A 17,793-nucleotide genomic window follows, 5' to 3' on the forward strand; every position below is an offset into this window, starting at 1 on the left:
ATGCGCTTCGCCGCTTGACCGGCCGCCGGACCGGGGCGTGAACCCTTCCCTATTGCGAAAGCCGCACCCGCACAAGCGGATACGGCTTTCGTGGCGTACCAAATCAAATCAGACGAACAGCGCGTTGAACGGCGCAACCGGTATGTTGCGCACCACGAACCAGACCAGCACCAGCGACAACGTCACTGGTGCTGCCCAGCGACTGCGTTGCCAACCGCCTATTCGCCGGCCAACCAAACGACCGTACGTCCAAACCAGGTAGGCCCACACCAAGAGCGCTGTGGCCGCCAGACCAAGCGCGTTGAATCTGGCTGCGGCCAACAGATCGCCCTGCATCAGGCTGTACAGCATTCTCAGGCTGCCGCAGCCCGGGCAGTCAATTCCCAGTAGTGCCTTGGTGGGACACACCGGTAGTGGGCCGTGCGGAGTGGTTGGATCCCCCACCCAGATGGCGGCGCACACCAATGTCGTGGACGCCGCCACCAACAGCGGCGCGCCCAGACTCAGCCGGACCGCCCCTTGGTGGGTCACCATGAACTCAACCCTGCTTAGAACATCCCCGCCGCGAGCATCGCAGCGTTCGACGTCCCCGCGTTCAGCGCGCCCACGGCCATCAGGATGCCGTAGATGACGAACACGATGATCCCGGCGATCGCCGACCACATGGTGAACTTCTTGGCAGAGTCAGCAGCCGCTTGGGCCTCCGCGTAACGCCCTTGCGCCCACAAGCCACTCACCTGCGTGGACTTGACGATCGCAACGATCCCGAGGGGAAGACAGCAGAACAACGTCACCAGAATGGACCAGACCAAATAGTTGTCGGGTTGCTGCCCGGCAGGCGGCTGCTGCGGCGGGTATCCGGGCGGTGGTGGCTGTGTCATGGATTCTCCAGATCAAGAGAAGTTAGCTGACGTAAAGCGGTGCTTACCATACCGGAGTGACCGTCTCGATGGCAGCAACTACGAGCAAATTGTGCGGCCACGCATCTGCGGTCCAAGCACCCATGCACTCGTCGAAATTTTCGGCCCCGCTTGGCCGCCGCGCCGGAGCCTGAACCAGGCCCGTTCGGCCGAGCCTCGACGCCGGTTTCTCCGCCCCGGAGTATCCACTAAATAGACTGCTCCCCTTGTTATTTCAGCGAGACATCAGCTCGCGCCGGGGCTCGCCTGGAGGTACCTCGAAACAGTCGCGAATACGAGCGCGTGCACCGCGTATCACTATCGATTCCAAGACAAACAATTGCTATCGGAACATGTTGCATGGTCACATCGTCATGCCGCCAATTGCCGGAAAGGGTCTGTTTTCCCATGTGCAACACAAATAAACTCCTGGGTGCCAGCGCAGGGCTCCGGCGTTGTTGATTAGCAGGCTTGTGAGCTGGGGAATTGTGGATTGAGGAGGTCTAGGCGGCGGTTGGCGGTCAAAGCGGTGATCCGGCAGGCTTCGGCGATGTTGTCGGCGCCGTTGAGGCGGTGCAGATTGATCGCGGTGTTGCGTAGCGTTGCTAGGACCTGTGCGCCGTTTCCGGTATGTGCCCTTTGACGGTCTTCGTCGAAGGTGACGTCGCGTATCCAGTGCAGGCTGTTCTCGATTCCCCAGTGTTGACGCATCCAGGTCATGATCGCGGTAGGGCGGGCGTGCTCGAACGGCAGGCTGCAGATGGCATAGACCACCTCCACGCTGCGCTGGTCGGTGGCGGTGATCAAGCGTTCACGAGTGATCCGGATGATTTGTTTTGCGTAGGGGAAGCCGATTCCTCGTGCAGCGGTGATGATTTGCAGGGTGCGGGTCTCGACACGGCCGTGGCCGCGGGAGTCGTCGGTAGCGGCTGCGGGCACCTCGGTCCAGGGCAGCGCGGTGATACGCGCAAGTATTTTGGCTTGGTTGGACTTGACGATCATCAGGTAGTGCGACTTCAAGGTGGCGCAGATCAACTTCGCGGTGACGACCTGGGTATGCATCGCATCCACGGTGACCAGCCACCGCAAGCTACCCGGCAGCAGCGTGAGCAGGGCACGTACGCAGGGAATTTCATTGCTTTTCTCGGCGACAGCGAGTTGACCGAGCACCAATCGGGCACGGTGGGCGAACACCGACACGAGATGCGTGGCTGTCGCTTTGGCGCGTAAAGCACCACGCAGCATCTTGCCGTCCAACGCGATCGGCACCAATCCACTGGGGTCGCTGCTGGCCACGTGTGCAGTGAAGTAACTGCCCATCCTGGCGTTGAGGTCGGCGGGGTCTAGCCGAGACAAAACAGCGCGGAAGGTCTTCTCACTGGGCCGCCGGAACCGGACCCCTAATTGGGCCAACACATCATCGGGAGCGGTGGCCGCCCATGTGGCAAAACCAGCATAGCCGCGCATCCCCGCGGCAGTGGCCAGAACCGCGATCGCCAACAAAGCCATCAGCGAATACCTCCGACCGCGTGAGTCCCTCGGGTCTGGCACCGAGGCCAACACATCGAGAAACTCCGATCCGATGAGCTCGCTGCGCTCACCAGGACTCCAGCGGTCGAACACCTCTGGAACCGACGACACAGGCAATACTGAAACGGTAGGCACGAGCAACTCCAGACCAACGACGAACAGTAACCAACTCGATCGTTCTCCAGATAGCCCGTGCCTACACTCCGGCCCCAATAGCGCGGCACCAAAGATCATCAACCCAGCTCACAAGCCTGCTAATCAACAACGCCGGAGCCCTGGGTGCCAGCGTGAATCCGCCTCGCCCCGACGACCCGAAGGAGTCATGGATGACTCACCTCACCACCGTGCTGCGCGCCGCCACGGCTGCCGCACTGATGGGAAGCTTCGCCTACCTAGGTATTGGCATCGGTACCGCAAGCGCAGAACCCGACAACGGCAACCCGGCCGATGTGGACACGCTTGCCGAGTCATTGTCGAAGGGCTACGACCTCACCAATTGCGCCCCCCAACCCATCAACCCAGGCGAGCTGGCCGAACTCGTGTGCGACCAGAGCGCCGACTCCGCCGGACCCGCTGAGGCCAGGTACATCCTGTTTGCCAACACCGACGCCATGAACGGCAAGTTCAAAGCAGGTCTCAACGACGAGACACTGACCTCCTGTGGGGAGAACCAGTCACCCACCACCTGGCACCAGGGCACCTCCGGGACAGCTGGACAGGTGGCCTGCGGCACCCACGACGGTGCGGCCGAGATCATCTGGACCACCGATGCCAAAAACGTTCTCAGCGACATACGTGGCGCCAATACCGACGTGCCCTCGCTCTACCGGTGGTGGCAGAACAACGGCTGACCTCACCGCCCCCACTGCGCTGTGATCGCCCGCGCCACCGCGTGCATCCCGGCCTCGTTAGGGTGAAGTGGCGCAGGCCGGCCCGGCAGCGGGACAACGTATCTCGCGAGTCTCCCGGTTTTTTCCGCCCAGGGTTGCACCGACCACGCGTGATGGTCGCGGCTGGCCGCCGCGGCACGCACGATCTCGCAACCCGTCTCGACGGCGGCCTCGGCGGTGAGTCGCTCCAGCGTTTCGGCGACATGGCGACCAAGCGCCGCGTCGGCCTCGGACAACGGCGGGGCGCCAACTCCCGCCGGCGGCAACAACGTCAGATAGTCGACAAACAGAACCCGGGCACTTGGAGATCGCTTCCGTATCGAACGGCCAACCTCACACAGTGAATCGAATACCGTTGCCAGGGCACGATCCCGGGCGTCACGGTCAAGCAGATCTGCTACCCAGCCGCGAAGCATCGGTAGTCGCCGCGCGAAGTTGGGCAGCGAGGCGACTATCAGCAACGGGATGTAGCCGACGTCGTTGCCCCCGATGGTGACTGTTACCAGGGCTTCCGATCCGTCCAATGCGCAGATCTGGGGCGGCGCCCCCCGCTGGTTGTCGGTCAGCACGGCAGCGGTGGTCGCACCCGAGTAGGTGACGTCGACCAGATCCAGATTCAGTCGTTCGGCCACCAGGTGCGGGTAGTTACGTGCCGATCGCCCCGATCCCCGAGGCGCGCCCGGTGCGCGCGGGGAGATGCCTGGACCTGCCGCCATCGAACTACCGAGGGCGACATAACGTTTCATCGCCGTGGGGATGGAACTCAATTACCCGACTCCGCACCGGGTGACTGCGTCGTCACCAGGGTGGGGCTCGACGCCTGGGCCCAGAAGCGCTTCGGTATCCGGCCGGCACGACGCGCCAGGTAGCCGGCGGTGACGGCGGCCGACATCGCCGCGGCCATCGCCGCCGGGTCCGCCGCCCGCGTCACCGCGGTGGCCAACAGCACGGCGTCACAACCCAATTCCATCGCCAGCGCCGCATCACTGGCGGTGCCGATACCCGCATCCAGAACCACGGGAACACCCGCGCTGGCAACGATCATCTCGATGTTGTGCGGGTTGGTGATCCCCAGGCCGGTCCCGATCGGCGATCCCAGCGGCATCACTGCCGCGCAACCGGTGTCTTCCAGGCGACGGGCCAGCACCGGGTCGTCATTGGTGTAGGGCAGCACGACGAAGCCGTCGTCGACCAACTGTTCTGCCGCTCTGACCAATTCAATCGCATCGGGCAACAAGGTGCGTTCGTCGGCGATCACCTCGAGCTTTACCCAATTGGTGGCGAGCGCCTCGCGAGCCAATTGCGCGGTCAGCACCGCCTCGGCCGCGCTGCGGCACCCGGCGGTGTTGGGTAACGGCGTGATCCCGAGCCGGTTGAGCAGGTCGAGCAGTCCGGTGCCGCCCTCGGCGTCAACCCGGCGGATCGCGACGGTGGTGAGTTCGGTACCCGAAGCCACCAGCGCCTCCTGCAGCACCGCCAGATTGCTCGCTCCCCCGGTGCCCATGATGAGCCGCGAAGCAAAGCTGCGGTCGGCGATCGTCAGCTTGGACTCAACCACCTTGCACCGCCGTTACCACCTCGAGTCGATCACCTTCGGAAAGCTCTGTCGCCCAGCCAGATCGTGGCAGCACCGCCAAGTCCAATGCCACCGCGATGCCCCGATCGGGGAAACCCAACGACTGCAACAACGCGGCCACGGTGGTCTGCTCCTCGACCTCGACACGGCGCTCGTTGACAACGACGATCATGAGTGCGCTCCGATCGGAACAAGCTCGGACACGATCTGCTCGGCGGTCCACGGTGCCAACAGGAATCCCGATCGGCCTAGGCCCGCGGCCACCAGCGTGCGTGCGTCCAGGCGGCCCACGATGGGCAGGTTGTCCGGTGTCATCGGACGCAATCCGGCTGTGCACTCAGCCAACTCGTACTCGCCGAGGGCCGGCATTACCGCACAAGCATCCTCGAGCAGGTCACGCACGCCCGACGCCACCGGGGCCAAGTCACGTCCGTGCTCATACTGGGTCGCCCCCACCACCACCCCATCCGCGCGCGGCACCAAATACACCTGGCGCCCGTGTACGCGGGCGCGTACCACCCGCTGCAGCAAAGGCATACAACCCTTTCTCCAACGCAACCGCAGCACCTCACCCTTCACCGGACGAACCGGCAGGCCCGGCCACAAGGCGGGAGCGTCGATGCCATTGGCAATCACCACCGCGTCACCGGTGGCATCGGACAAATCGGCGACCGGCCCCGCCCAGGTGACGCCACGTCGCTCACAGTCGACGGCCAGTGCGTCGAGCAGGGCGCGATTATCCACCGCCAGCTCGGTGGTGGCACGGAAGCCGTGCCGGATGCCCTGGGCCAGCAGGGGTTCGACATCGCGGGCGGCCGATTCCCAACTCATCGGGTGCCCCTGCTCGGACAACCAATCCGCGACGGTGCGCAGGTCAGCGACATCGGCTCGGTCCACCGCCACCACCAGCGATTCCCGCGCGGTAACCACCTGCGGTGGCAGCCCGTCCAGAAAGCCGCTCTCGTGCCACAGCCGCAGCGACTCCAGCCCGAGCCGCAGCAACCGTTCTTCACCGGGCCAACCCTCGCTGTGCGGGGCAAGCATTCCACCGGCTGCCCAGGAGGCGCCCGGTTCGGCACGGCGATGTACCCGCACGGCCCATCCGGCCTGTGCTGCCCGCCGTGCCACCGACAGGCCAATAACGCCGCCACCAATGACAGCCAGCGACCCCATGGATGGGGATGACATCTACTGCTCCCTTCGCCGGCATGACCCGGATCAGGTGTGACGGTCAGGACAGGCCCGGTTGTACACCGGCTGTGCCCACTCTCAGCCCCGCTGGTTACCCGGGACTCCCGTGTTCTTCAGGGTTGCGCTCCGGTTCTAAGCTAGCGCGCTAACGTCTCGGTGTGCACTCCCGACTGGCTACCGCAAGGCTTTATCTGTGCACCGATGCCCGCCGTGAGCGCGGTGACCTGGCTGATTTCGCTGACGCCGCCCTGGCCGGCGGTGTCGACATCATCCAGCTGCGCGACAAAGGTTCGGCCGGTGAACAGCGGTTTGGCCCCCTCGAAGCGCGTGACGAGCTCGCCGCCTGCGAGATCCTGGCCGACGCGGCCGCTCGACACGCAGCCATGTTCGCGGTCAACGACCGCGCCGATATCGCCCGCTCGGCGCGCGCCGACGTGCTGCACCTCGGTCAGCGTGACCTTCCGGTCGACGTGGCACGCGCAATCACCGGACCGGCCACGCTGATCGGCCAATCCACTCATGACCGCGACCAGGTTTCCGCGGCCGCGATCGGGGCGGTCGACTATTTCTGCGTCGGGCCCTGCTGGCCCACCCCGACCAAGCCGGGCCGCACGGCGCCGGGCCTGGACTTGGTCCGTTTCGCCGCCGACGTCGCCGGCGCCAAACCGTGGTTTGCCATCGGCGGCATCGACGGGGTGCGCCTGCCCGAGGTTCTCGCCGCCGGTGCCCGACGGATCGTGGTGGTGCGGGCGATTACCGCGGCCGACGACCCGCGGGAGGCCGCGGCAAAGCTCAAGTCAGAGCTTCTAGCAGCGATATGACCCGCGGACTCAGCTGCGAGGGCACCTGATCGGCGTCCCCGGGCATGCACCAGACGAAAACGCCCGGCTCAACCTCCACAGTGCGCGGCAGGAGTTCACGACGTTGATCGCCCCGCGCCAGCGGCACGGTCACCGGGGCGCAGCGCAGCCCCTGCCAACTGGCGGCAAATCCGGGATGCAACGGAAAGTCCACCACTTCGGCCTCGGCAACCCAGCGTAGCTCCGCGCTCTCCCGATCGGGGACCGCGTGCAGCAACTCCCGGGTGTCGGCGATCACCGTCGTGTAGGTCCATGCGGTGCCGCTGGGCCTGGCCGTCACCGTCACCGCCCGCACGGTCAGCCGCTCGGCCGGCAGTCGTGCCTCTTCGTGGGCTTCGCGCAGCGCCGTCTGTTCCGGAGTCTCGTGGCTGTCGCGGGCGCCCCCCGGCAAGCCCCAGGTGCCGCCTTGATGGCTCCAGAACGCTCGATGCTGCAACAACACGGCTGCGGTGCCGTCGGGTCGCGGCGCTCGAAGCAGCAGCCCGGCCGAGCCAAATCGGCCCCAGTAGTGCACACCGCTCTCGGAGATGACCCAACCGTCGCCGTCGCCCCGCACGGATCAAGGATAGGCAGGCGGAGGTTCAACGAAGTTCCGGGGAATTTGGGGGCCAAATTTGGTCCGTCGCCACCGGCATCTGTCGGAACATTCTCTTAGAATCCGCTTATACGGTTTACTGACACGGCCGAAAGACGAGGTCCAAGCAGACGTGACGGTTGAGTTGGCACACCCGTCGACCGAACCGCTGGGATCGCGGTCACCGGCCGAGCCGGCCCATCCCCGCTGGTGGTTCGTCTCGACAACGCCCGGGCGCATTCTGACGATTGGCATCGTGTTGGCGGCGCTTGGCGTTGCCAGCGCGTTTGCCACCTCGACGACCATCAACCACCGCCAGCAGGTGCTGACCACGGTGCTCGACCACACCGAGCCGCTCTCGTTCGCGGCCGGACGGCTCTACACCACGCTGTCGGTGGCTGACGCCGCGGCGGCCACCGCATTCATCGCACAGGCCGAACCCCGCGCCGTCCGGCTCCGCTACGAACAGGCCATCACCGACGCGTCGGTGGCGGTGACCCGCGCGTCCAGCGGCCTCACCGATGAATCGCTGGTGCAGCTGCTGGGCCGAATCAACGCCGAGTTGTCCGTCTATACCGGACTCGTCGAGATCGCGCGCACCAACAACCGAGCGGGTAACCCGGTCGGGTCCTCGTATCTGTCCGAAGCATCGGGACTGATGCAGTCGACGATCCTGCCCGACGCGCAACAGCTCTACGAAGCGACATCGACGCGAGTGGACAGCGAGACCACCGCGTCCACCCAGATCCCGGCTCCGGTGATCCTCGTCGTTGCCACCACGGTGGCGTTCGGCGCATTCGCGCACCGCTGGCTGGCCCGCCGGACCAGGCGACGAATCAACCCCGGCCTTGTGGTCGGAGCGCTCGGTATTCTCGTCATGGTGGTGTGGGTAGGAACTGCGCTGACACTCTCAACGGCCGCGAGCCGTATCGCTAAAGACACCGCGGCCGAGTCCCTCAAGACGGTCACCAACTTGGCCATCACCGCCCAGCAGGCACGAGCCGATGAAACGCTGTCGCTGATCCGGCGCGGTGATCAAGAGGTCCGCAAGCAATCCTTCTACCAGCGCATCGAGGACATGCATCGCCAGCTCGACGAGTACATGGCCCGCCCCGATGCGGTCGACAAGCCCGACTTACAGGGCGCCGAACAGCTGTTGGTGCGCTGGCAACAGGCCAACGACCGGATCAACTCCTACATCTCGGTCGGCAACTATCGTGCCGCTACCCAGGTGGCACTGGGCGAGAGTGAGGACGATTCCACCCCGGCTTTCGACAAGCTCGACGAAGCGCTGACCAGGGCCATGGATCAAAGCCGCAATCACCTGCGTACCGACGTCCGCAACGCGCGCCGAGGATTGGCCGGCGCCCAAATGGGTGGTGTCGTGCTGAGCTTGAGCGCCGCGATCGCGGTGGCCCTCGGTCTGTGGCCCAGGCTGAAAGAATATCGCTGATGAGGCGCCTGCCCGGACTCCGGAGGGCGGCATCTGCGCTCGCAGTGCTCGCCCTGGTCATCACGCTGGACGGGTGTGGTCACTCCGAGCCGCTGAAAGTCGAGTCGACGCCCACCCTGCCGCTGCCCACCCCGGTCGGCATGGAAGTCATGCCGCCGGAGCCTCCGCTTCCAGCGGACAGCTCCAGCCAGGACTGCGATCCCACCGCCAGCCTGCGCCCCTTTCCCACCAAAGCCGAGGCCGACGCCGCGGTGGCCGACATCCGCGCGCGGGGAAGGCTGATCGTCGGACTCGACATCGGCAGCAACCTGTTCAGTTTCCGCGACCCGATCACCGGCGAGATCACCGGCTTCGACGTCGACATCGCCAGCGAAGTGGCACGCGACATCTTCGGCGGCCCCACCCATGTCGAGTACCGGATCTTGTCGGCGGCCGAACGCATCACCGCGCTGCAGAGCTCCCAGGTCGACGTGGTGGTCAAGACCATGACGATCACTTGCGAGCGGCGCAAGCTGGTGAACTTTTCCACCGTCTACCTCGACGCCAACCAGCGGATTCTGACCTCACGCGACTCGCCGATTTTCAAGGTGTCCGACCTGTCCGGCAAGCGAGTCTGCGTGGCCCGCGGCACCACGTCGTTGCGCCGCATCCGCGAGATCGCACCGCCGCCGGTCATCGTGTCGGTGGTGAACTGGGCTGACTGCCTGGTGGCACTGCAGCAACGCGAGATCGACGCCGTCAGTACCGATGACACGATCCTGGCCGGGCTGGTGGAAGAGGATCCCTACCTGCATATCGTCGGGCCAAACATGGCCAATCAGCCCTACGGCATCGGGATCAATCTGGACAACACCGGACTCGTCCGATTCGTCAATGGCACGCTCGAACGCATCCGCAATGACGGGACCTGGAACACGCTCTACCGCAAATGGTTGTCGGTGCTCGGGCCGGCGCCCGCACCGCCCCGGCCTAGGTACGTGGACTGATGGCCGAGGCGGTCAAGAAGGGCCTGCAAGACACGTCGGGAACCGAGAATCCGCGGCCCGCCGAAGACGAACAGGAAGCGGGCCCCGGAACGCAGCCGGCCGACGTGCAGACCGGCGCGGCCGCCTGGAGCCGGCCGATCGGCACCCAGGCACTGTTCCGGCCGAATTTCGACGATGACGACGAAGACGACATCACGCTGGGCACCCTCGATATGCAGCCGCAGGGACCGCTGGCGGCCGCGACGCGAGCGCGGCTACCGGTCCGACGACTCGGCGGCGGCCTCGTCGAGATCCCGAGGGTGCCCGATACCGATCCGCTCAAAGCGCTGATGACCGATCCGGTAGTCCCGGAAGCCAAGCGGTTCTGCTGGAACTGCGGGCGTCCGGTCGGCCGCAGCGACTCGGAGACCAAGGGGGCATCGGAAGGCTGGTGCCCGTATTGCGGCAGCCCGTATTCCTTCTTGCCCCAGCTCAGCCCCGGTGACACCATTGCCGGCCAGTACGAGGTCAAGGGCTGCATCGCGCACGGCGGAATGGGCTGGATATACCTGGCCCTGGACCGCAACGTCAACGACCGGCCAGTCGTGCTCAAAGGCCTGGTGCATTCGGGCGATGCCGAGGCCCAGGCCATCGCAATGGCGGAGCGACAGTTCCTCGCCGAGGTGGTCCACCCGTCGATCGTGCAGATCTTCAACTTCGTCGAGCACACCGACAAGCACGGGGATCCGGTCGGCTACATCGTCATGGAGTACGTCGGCGGGCGGTCGCTCAAACGGCGCAAGGGCGAGAAGCTTCCGGTCTCCGAGGCGATCGCCTATCTCCTGGAAATCCTTCCGGCATTGGCCTACCTGCATGCTCTCGGCCTGGTCTACAACGACTTGAAGCCGGAGAACATCATGCTCACCGAAGAGCAGCTCAAGCTCATCGACCTGGGTGCGGTGTCGCGGATCAACTCCTTCGGTTACCTCTATGTCACTCCCGGCTTCCAGGCGCCCGAGATCGTGCGGACCGGCCCCACCGTGGCCACCGACATCTACACGGTGGGGCGCACGCTGGCCGCGCTCACCTTGAACCTGCCTACCCGCAATGGCCGCTACCTCGATGGATTGCCCGACGACGATCCGGTGCTGGCCAGCTACGACTCGTTCGGCCGCCTGCTGCGCCGCGCCATCGACCCGGACCCACGGCGGCGGTTCGCCAGCGCCGAGGAGATGTCCGGGCAGCTGATGGGTGTCTTGCGCGAGGTGGTTGCCCAAGACACCGGGGTCCCCCGCCCCGGCCTGTCGACAGTGTTCAGCCCCAGCCGCTCGACGTTTGGGGTTGACCTGCTGGTCGCGCACACTGACGTATATCAGGACGGTCAGGTGCATTCGGAGAAGCTGACCGCCAAGGAGATCGTGACGGCACTGCAGGTACCGCTGGTCGATCGGACCGACGTCGCGGCCTCCGTCCTGCAGGCGACGGTGCTCTCCCAGCCCGTCCAGACCCTGGACTCACTGCGCGCCGCCCGACACGGCGCGCTGGACTCCGACGGCGCCGACCTCTCCGAATCGGTGGAACTGCCGCTGATGGAGGTTCGTGCCCTGCTGGATCTCGGCGACGTCGCCAAGGCCACCCGCAAACTCGACGACCTGTCCGAGCGGGTGGGCTGGCGCTGGCGGCTGGTCTGGTACCGGGCCGTCTCCGAGTTACTCACTGGCGCCTATGACGCCGCGATCAAACACTTCACCGAAGTTCTGGACACCTTCCCGGGTGAACTTGCGCCCAAACTGGCGCTGGCCGCGACCGCCGAACTGGCCGGATACACCGACGGGACCAACTTCTACCAGACCGTGTGGAGCACCAACGACGGCGTCATCTCGGCGGCATTCGGACTGGCCAGAACCCTTTCCGCGCAAGGCGAACGCGCCGGTGCGGTACGCACCCTCGATGAAGTCCCACCTAGCTCGAGGCATTTCACCACGGCGCGGTTGACCAGTGCGGTGACCCTGCTCTCGGGACGGTCGCACGGCGAGATCACCGAAGAACAGATCCGCGACGCCGCACGCAGAGTCGAGGCACTGCCACCTACCGAACCGCGTGTGCTGCAGATCCGCGCCCTGGTACTGGGCGGCGCGATGGACTGGTTGCAGGACAACGAGGCCAGCACCAACCACATCCTTGGCTTTCCCTTCACCGATCACGGGCTCCGGCTGGGCGTGGAGGCCTCGCTGCGCAGCCTGGCCCGCGTCGCCCCCACCCAGCGGCACCGCTACACCCTGGTCGACATGGCCAACAAGGTGCGGCCCACCAGCACGTTCTAGGGTGCGCTCACGCTCTTTACATCGGGTGTGTGTCGGTGGACTCGGGTGTGCGATCCGGGCGTAAAAATCCGGGAACCATATCCCTGCCGGCACCTTCGAAGCCGCACACGCGCAGTCAAACTCGCTACGGCACGGCCGATCTGCGCTCAGCCAGGGCAGCGGTCACCCGGCGCAGGATATCGACGCGGCGGTCCTCGGCCACCACCCGTATGACGATCCACCCCATCCGCTCGAGCATTTCACCGCGCCGAATGTCTTTGACGTACTGCTGGCGGTCGCTGCGATGGTGATCGCCGTCGTATTCGACGGCCACCATGTACCGCTCCCACCCCATGTCGAGATACGCGACGGGCATACCGTTGACGCCCAGCACGGGCAGCTGGGTCTGAGGCCGAGGAAGTCCGGCGTCGATCAGGAACAGCCTCAGATAGCTCTCTCGCGGCGACTGTGCTCCCGGGTCGACCAATTCCAGCGCGGTCTCCAGTTGCCGCAATCCACGAGTTCCGCGGTGGTTTCTGGCGACCTGCAGCACATCGGCCACCGTGAACCCGGTTGCGCGCGCCAGCGCGTCCAGCCGTACCACCGCCGAACGCATGGCTCCACGGCGGCCGATGTCGAAAGCGGTGCGCTCGGCCGTGGTGACCGAGTACCCGCCCAGGAACTGAGTTTCGCCATCGATCAGCACGTCGCGGCGGGTCAGCACGCCACGAGGTGGGCGGGAGCGAGCACAGATCAGCTCAACCGGGACGTCCTCGGGAATCCACTTCGCGCCGTGCAAGGCCGCTGCCGCCGCACCGCCGACCGTCGCCGAACCGCGCGACCACAGCCAGGCGGCGGCAATCCTGCTCTGCAGGCACGGGTGCACCCCGGCGGACAGATAGACGTTCGGCAGGACCGGCCGGTACCGGGTCCGCAATTGATGGCGCGTAACCGCTCCACACGCCAGTGCCTTACTACCGATAAACGGAGCTCTCAAATCACACATGACGCGAAGACTCGCACGCCAACCGCGTTCGGCGTCTTCGTCTTTGCACAGGTTCGGCATCGAGTATGCGCTGTGGGCTTCGGGCGTGCGCCGACGGCACCGCGGCTGGGCAGATTCCGCCCGACAGGCACGCTCAAAGCCCTGGACGCACGCTCACAGTTCTCCCGCGCTCGGCTTCCTATACGGCGACCAACACCGAGCAGCAATGCCGGGCAATAGCCAGTTCTTCGTTGGTCGGTATCACCAAAACGGTGACCGGCGAGTCGTCGGCGGAGATCCGGCGCGCGCCACCGGACGGGCAGGCGTTACGCCCCTCATCCAGGCTGATCCCCAGTTCGGCCATCCCGGCCAGGGCGTCTCGGCGCACCGCCGCGTCGTGCTCGCCGATCCCGGCGGTAAAGCTCACCACGTCGGTGTGGCCCAGCACCGCCAGGTAAGCGCCAACGTACTTGCTCAGCCGGTGAATGAAGACGTCGTAAGCCAATTCAGCCGCCGGGTCGCCGTCGTCGATCATTGCCCTCAGCCGGCGAAAGTCCCGCTCGCCTGCCAACCCCAACATCCCGGACCGGTGGTTAAGCATTGATTCGATCTCATCAACACCCAACTTTGCGGTGCGCCAAAGATATCCAATAACCCCGGGGTCCAAGTCACCACTGCGGGTGCCCATCACCAAACCCTCCAGCGGCGTCAGACCCATCGACGTCTCCACCGGCCGTCCTCCCGCAACCGCTGAAGCCGACGCGCCGTTACCCAGATGCAGCACAATCTGATTCAGACCACCAATAGGCTTGCCCAGGAACTCCGCGGCCTGTTGGCTGACGTACTCATGGGATGTCCCGTGAAAGCCATAGCGGCGAATTTTCCAGACGTCCGCCAACTCGCGATCGATGGCGTAGGTGGCCGCCGCGGGCGGGAGCTGGTGAAAGAAGGCGGTGTCGAAGACCGCGATGTGCGGTACGTCGGGCAGCAACGCACGCGCCACCCTGATGCACAACACCGCGGGCGGATTGTGCAGCGGGGCCAGCGGCGATAGCTCATCGAGCTTGCCGATCACCGCATCGGATAGCAACGTCGGTTCGTAAAAGTCCTTGCCGCCGTGCACTACCCGATGCCCCACCGCGACCAGGCCGCAGGACTGAAGGTCGATGTCGTCTTCGGCCAAGATCTCGAACACTCGGCGCAGGGCCGCGTCGTGGTCGGGCACCGATGACGATTCTTCGCCGATGCGCTCGATGTTTCCGGTCGCCCGTGACATACCTGAATCGGGTTCGACGAGCTGAAACTTCAGGGATGAGGATCCAGAGTTGAGGACCAGCACAACACGATTCGGACGGCTAGCGCTCATGAACACCCTGAGCTTGAATTGCGGTGATAGCGACGGTGTTGACAATGTCCTCCACCAGAGCACCCCGGGACAAGTCGTTGACCGGCTTGCGCAGGACCTGCAGTACCGGGCCGATCGCCACCGCACCGGCGCTGCGCTGCACCGCCTTATAGGTGTTGTTGCCGGTGTTGAGATCCGGGAAGATCAGCACCGTCGCCCGGCCGGCAACCGCAGAATCGCGCATTTTGGTAGCCGCGACCGACAGGTCCACCGCGGCGTCGTACTGGATGGGGCCTTCCATCATTAGCTGCGGATCCCTTTCGCGCACTAGTTCGGTTGCCGCTCTTACCTTGTCGACGTCCGCCCCGGATCCCGATGCGCCGGTGGAGTAGGAGAGCATGGCCACTCGCGGCTCGACGCCGAACTGCGCGGCGGTGCGCGCCGAACAGACAGCGATATCGGCCAGCTCCTCGACGGTCGGGTTCGGGATGATCGCGCAGTCACCGTAGGCCAGCACCCGATCGGGCAGGCACATCAAGAAGATGCTGGAGACGGTGGACACGCCCGGAACGGTTCTGATGATCTGCAGCGCGGGGCGAACCGTGTGGGCCGTGGTATGTGCGGCGCCGGAAACCATGCCGTCGGCCATGCCGTTGTATACCAGCATGGTATCGAAATAGGTTGCGTCGTTCATGATCTCGCGGTCCTGCTCGTGGGTGATCCCCTTGGCCTTACGCAGCTGCGCATACTGATCGGCGAACTCGTTGCACAAGCTACTGGTACGCGGGTCGATCACCGTGGCGCTATCCAGCGCTGACACCGAGTTCAGCCGCACGCAAACGGATTTCGGCCTCGTCACCGAGAATGGTCAAATCGGCAACGTTGCGCTGCAATAGCCGCCCAGCGGATTTGAGAATCCGGTCGTCTTCACCTTCGGGCAAGACGATGCGCTGGCGATCCGAACGCGCCTGCTGCTGCACGCGGTACATGAACATCTGCGGTGTGGTGACCGTCGGGATCGGGATCGCAAGCTTCGCCAACAGATCCTCGATGTCAACGTAGCGGTCCATCAATCCCAGAGCGGTGTCGATCTTGCGCTGCGACGTCGCCTTGACCCGGCCGCGAGCCGTCGCGGCAGCGCTGGCGGTTTCAAAGGTGCCCAGATCGGTTCCGATGATGGGCAGTCGCAGCCGCAGCCCGGCAACCAGCGAGGCGATCGACGGGTGCAACTCGAACCCGCCATTGAGGACGATCCAGGAAAGCGATGGAAAGCCCTCGGCCGCATGGGCACTGGCCACGGCGAGCACCACATCGGAGCGGTCACCGGGAGCTATCACGGCCATGCCGTCACGCAGCCGCTCCAGCACATGATCGGCGGTCATCCCGGCGACCAGCAGGCTGGTGATCTCCCGGCCCCACAGCGAGGCATCGCCACTGATCGGTGTTCCGTTGACGGACTTCTCCAACTCGGACACCGTCGGCGCGGACAACAACTGTTCTTCGGGCAGCACATAGCTGGGCGAGGCGAAGGCCCGCAACGCATCACCGACGGCCGCCAACTGCGCGGGCTCACATCGGTTGGCCACCACGGCCGCGGTGTGGGCGTGCTGTGCGGCCAGCTCGGCCAGGCACACCGCGACGACTCCGGAGACCTGATCCGCGTCACGGCCTTATGCGCTCACGGCCGGCAGCACCGGGGCTCCGAGGTTGACCGCGATGCGCGCGTTGACCGACAGCTCGGTGGGCGTAGTGACGTCGGTGTAGTCGCTGCCGACGATCACCACCGCGTCGCACGCATCGGCCATCGCGTGGTAGGCGGCGACGATGTCCGCTATCGCGGCTTCGAGGTCGTCGTGCAGCTGTTGGTAGGTGACGCCGACGCATTGCTCGTAGGACAGTCCGGCAGTGGTCTGCTCCAGCAGCAATTCGAGAATGTAGTCACGCCGCTCGCCGCGGCGGGTGATCGGCCGGAACACACCGACCTTGGCCACGGTGGCGGCCAATCTGTGCAGGATACCCAGGGCAATGGTTGACTTGCCGCTCTCCGGTTCCGGGGCGGCGATGTATATGCCGGTGGCGCCCGAGCCGGTCGACACCTGTTGGTCAGCCAAGTCGCCGCAATCTGGGGGCCAGGTCCTTTTCGAACAGTTCCAGGAACCGGAGCTGGTCGTGGCCGGGCGCGTGCAACACCAGATGGTTCAGACCCCAGGCCACGTACTGGCCGACCTTCTCGACGGCTTCGTCGGGGTCCGAGGCCACGATCCAGCGCTTGGCAATCTGCTCGATGGGCAGTGCTTCGGCGGCCGCCTCCATCTCGATCGGGTCCCCGATGCTGCGCTTCTGCTCGGCGCTCAGCGACAGCGGCGCCCAGAACCGAGTGTTGTTCAAGGCCAGTTCAGGATCGGGGTCGTAGGAGATCTTGATTTCGATCATCTTGTCGATGTCGTCGATATTGCGGTTGTTGATCGCGGCGCCTTCGCGGACCGCTGGCATCAGCTTCTCGCTGTAGAGGTCCTCGCCCTTGCCGGAGGTGCAGATAAAACCGTCGCCGGCACGGCCCGCATACTTGGCCACCGCCGGACCGCCCGCGGCGATGTAGACCGGCACTCCCCCTTCCGGCACGTCGTAGATCGAAGCCCCTCGGAGCCGGTAGTACTCGCCGTCGAAGTCGACGCGGTCGCCGCGCCACAGTTTGCGCATCAACCGCACCGATTCGCGTAGCCGGGCGAATCGCTCCTTGAATTCGGGCCAGACGCCCTGGTAGCCGGTGGCAACCTCGTTCAGCGCCTCACCGGTACCAACGCCGAGGAAGATCCGGTTCGGGTAGAGACAGCCCATGGTGGCAAACGCCTGGGCGATGACGGCGGGGTTGTAGCGGAAGGTGGGGGTCAGCACCGAGGTCCCCAACTGCATCCGTTTGGTCCGCTCGCCCACCGCAGTCATCCAGGCCAGCGAGAACGGGGCGTGCCCACCTTCGTGACGCCACGGCTGAAAGTGGTCGCTGACGGTGGCGCTGTCCATGCCGTGCGCTTCGGCGGCCACGGCAAGCTCGACGAGCTCACGCGGCGCAAATTGTTCGGCCGATGCCTTGTATCCGAGTTTCAGTTCAGCCACTAGTTCTTTCTACTCCTAGGCCCTCGGGCTGGGAGTAGAACCTCGGTCGCGACCCGCCGCGCCCGGCTCCGCCGCGCTCGCGATCGCTCCACGCCCTCGGTCGCGACC

General features: G+C 65.3%; 16 protein-coding genes and 1 pseudogene. 5 read left to right on the plus strand and 12 right to left on the minus strand.

Annotated elements, in window-relative coordinates:
* Window positions 1–108: 108 nt before the first annotated feature.
* The 3 genes from SHTP_RS22505 to SHTP_RS22515 all read right to left on the minus strand — a co-directional run bounded on the left by SHTP_RS22505 (window position 109) and on the right by SHTP_RS22515 (window position 2,564).
* Window positions 109–534 carry a DUF2752 domain-containing protein gene (locus SHTP_RS22505; RefSeq protein WP_096371826.1) on the minus strand — a complete coding sequence of 142 codons (426 nt, stop codon included), beginning with the start codon at window positions 532–534 and terminating at the stop codon, window positions 109–111.
* A 14-nt stretch (window positions 535–548) separates the two neighbouring features.
* Window positions 549–881, minus strand: a complete 333-nt coding sequence (locus SHTP_RS22510) for a CD225/dispanin family protein (protein ID WP_012392672.1) — start codon at window positions 879–881, stop codon at window positions 549–551.
* A gap of 480 nt (window positions 882–1,361) precedes the next feature.
* Window positions 1,362–2,564 (minus strand): ISAs1-like element IS2404/ISMul1 family transposase, encoded by a 1,203-nt coding sequence (locus SHTP_RS22515; RefSeq protein ID WP_420873037.1) that lies wholly within the window; start codon window positions 2,562–2,564, stop codon window positions 1,362–1,364.
* A gap of 191 nt (window positions 2,565–2,755) precedes the next feature.
* Between SHTP_RS22515 and SHTP_RS22520 the strand changes: the two genes are divergently transcribed.
* Window positions 2,756–3,280 carry a serine/threonine protein kinase gene (locus SHTP_RS22520; protein WP_096371828.1) on the plus strand — a complete coding sequence of 175 codons (525 nt, stop codon included), beginning with the start codon at window positions 2,756–2,758 and terminating at the stop codon, window positions 3,278–3,280.
* A 2-nt stretch (window positions 3,281–3,282) separates the two neighbouring features.
* Here SHTP_RS22520 and SHTP_RS22525 read toward each other — a convergent pair whose 3' ends face one another.
* Genes SHTP_RS22525 through thiO form a run of 4 tightly spaced genes read right to left on the minus strand, consistent with a single transcriptional unit; the run spans window position 3,283 to window position 6,083 of the window.
* Entirely contained in the window at window positions 3,283–4,065 is a 783-nt protein-coding gene (locus SHTP_RS22525) for an SGNH/GDSL hydrolase family protein (protein ID WP_036451671.1), read from the minus strand.
* A gap of 17 nt (window positions 4,066–4,082) precedes the next feature.
* Window positions 4,083–4,877: a thiazole synthase gene (gene thiG, locus SHTP_RS22530; protein WP_012392668.1), complete on the minus strand. Its 795-nt coding sequence runs from the start codon at window positions 4,875–4,877 to the stop codon at window positions 4,083–4,085.
* Window positions 4,870–5,067 (minus strand): sulfur carrier protein ThiS, encoded by a 198-nt coding sequence (gene thiS / locus SHTP_RS22535; protein ID WP_096371829.1) that lies wholly within the window; start codon window positions 5,065–5,067, stop codon window positions 4,870–4,872. Before thiS ends, thiG begins: the two co-directional genes overlap by 8 nt.
* Window positions 5,064–6,083: a glycine oxidase ThiO gene (gene thiO, locus SHTP_RS22540; protein WP_096371830.1), complete on the minus strand. Its 1,020-nt coding sequence runs from the start codon at window positions 6,081–6,083 to the stop codon at window positions 5,064–5,066. The genes thiS and thiO overlap by 4 nt, the downstream gene beginning before the upstream one ends.
* Before the next feature lie 161 nt (window positions 6,084–6,244).
* On the opposite strand from thiO, the gene thiE reads away from it, so the two are divergent.
* Window positions 6,245–6,907 (plus strand): thiamine phosphate synthase, encoded by a 663-nt coding sequence (thiE, locus tag SHTP_RS22545; RefSeq protein ID WP_096371831.1) that lies wholly within the window; start codon window positions 6,245–6,247, stop codon window positions 6,905–6,907.
* On the opposite strand, the gene SHTP_RS22550 is transcribed toward thiE, so the two are convergent.
* Window positions 6,879–7,502, minus strand: a complete 624-nt coding sequence (locus SHTP_RS22550) for an NUDIX hydrolase (RefSeq protein WP_096371832.1) — start codon at window positions 7,500–7,502, stop codon at window positions 6,879–6,881. The genes thiE and SHTP_RS22550 overlap by 29 nt on opposite strands.
* Before the next feature lie 151 nt (window positions 7,503–7,653).
* Here SHTP_RS22550 and glnX point away from each other — a divergent pair, with 151 nt between their 5' ends.
* Genes glnX through SHTP_RS22565 form a run of 3 tightly spaced genes read left to right on the plus strand, consistent with a single transcriptional unit; the run spans window position 7,654 to window position 12,262 of the window.
* Window positions 7,654–8,973, plus strand: a complete 1,320-nt coding sequence (gene glnX / locus SHTP_RS22555) for a protein kinase G-activating protein GlnX (protein ID WP_012392664.1) — start codon at window positions 7,654–7,656, stop codon at window positions 8,971–8,973.
* Entirely contained in the window at window positions 8,973–9,959 is a 987-nt protein-coding gene (locus SHTP_RS22560) for a glutamate ABC transporter substrate-binding protein (protein WP_011740718.1), read from the plus strand. Before glnX ends, SHTP_RS22560 begins: the two co-directional genes overlap by 1 nt.
* Window positions 9,959–12,262 carry a serine/threonine-protein kinase PknG gene (locus SHTP_RS22565; protein WP_096371833.1) on the plus strand — a complete coding sequence of 768 codons (2,304 nt, stop codon included), beginning with the start codon at window positions 9,959–9,961 and terminating at the stop codon, window positions 12,260–12,262. Before SHTP_RS22560 ends, SHTP_RS22565 begins: the two co-directional genes overlap by 1 nt.
* Before the next feature lie 124 nt (window positions 12,263–12,386).
* Here SHTP_RS22565 and SHTP_RS22570 read toward each other — a convergent pair whose 3' ends face one another.
* The 4 genes and pseudogenes from SHTP_RS22570 to fgd all read right to left on the minus strand — a co-directional run bounded on the left by SHTP_RS22570 (window position 12,387) and on the right by fgd (window position 17,685).
* Window positions 12,387–13,247 (minus strand): endonuclease domain-containing protein, encoded by an 861-nt coding sequence (locus SHTP_RS22570; RefSeq protein ID WP_015354394.1) that lies wholly within the window; start codon window positions 13,245–13,247, stop codon window positions 12,387–12,389.
* 178 nt (window positions 13,248–13,425) lie between these two features.
* A complete protein-coding gene (locus SHTP_RS22575; RefSeq protein WP_096371834.1) occupies window positions 13,426–14,592 on the minus strand; it encodes an acetate kinase in 1,167 nt (388 codons plus the stop codon).
* Window positions 14,582–16,667: pseudogene (pta, locus tag SHTP_RS22580) on the minus strand (phosphate acetyltransferase). Before pta ends, SHTP_RS22575 begins: the two are co-directional and overlap by 11 nt.
* Before the next feature lie 7 nt (window positions 16,668–16,674).
* On the minus strand, window positions 16,675–17,685 hold the full coding sequence (gene fgd / locus SHTP_RS22585; RefSeq protein WP_096371835.1) for a glucose-6-phosphate dehydrogenase (coenzyme-F420): 1,011 nt from the start codon (window positions 17,683–17,685) through the stop codon (window positions 16,675–16,677).
* Between the last annotated feature and the right edge of the window lie 108 nt (window positions 17,686–17,793).

It is taken from the genome of Mycobacterium ulcerans subsp. shinshuense (genome assembly GCF_002355775.1).
In the GTDB taxonomy this organism is placed as follows: domain Bacteria; phylum Actinomycetota; class Actinomycetes; order Mycobacteriales; family Mycobacteriaceae; genus Mycobacterium; species Mycobacterium marinum.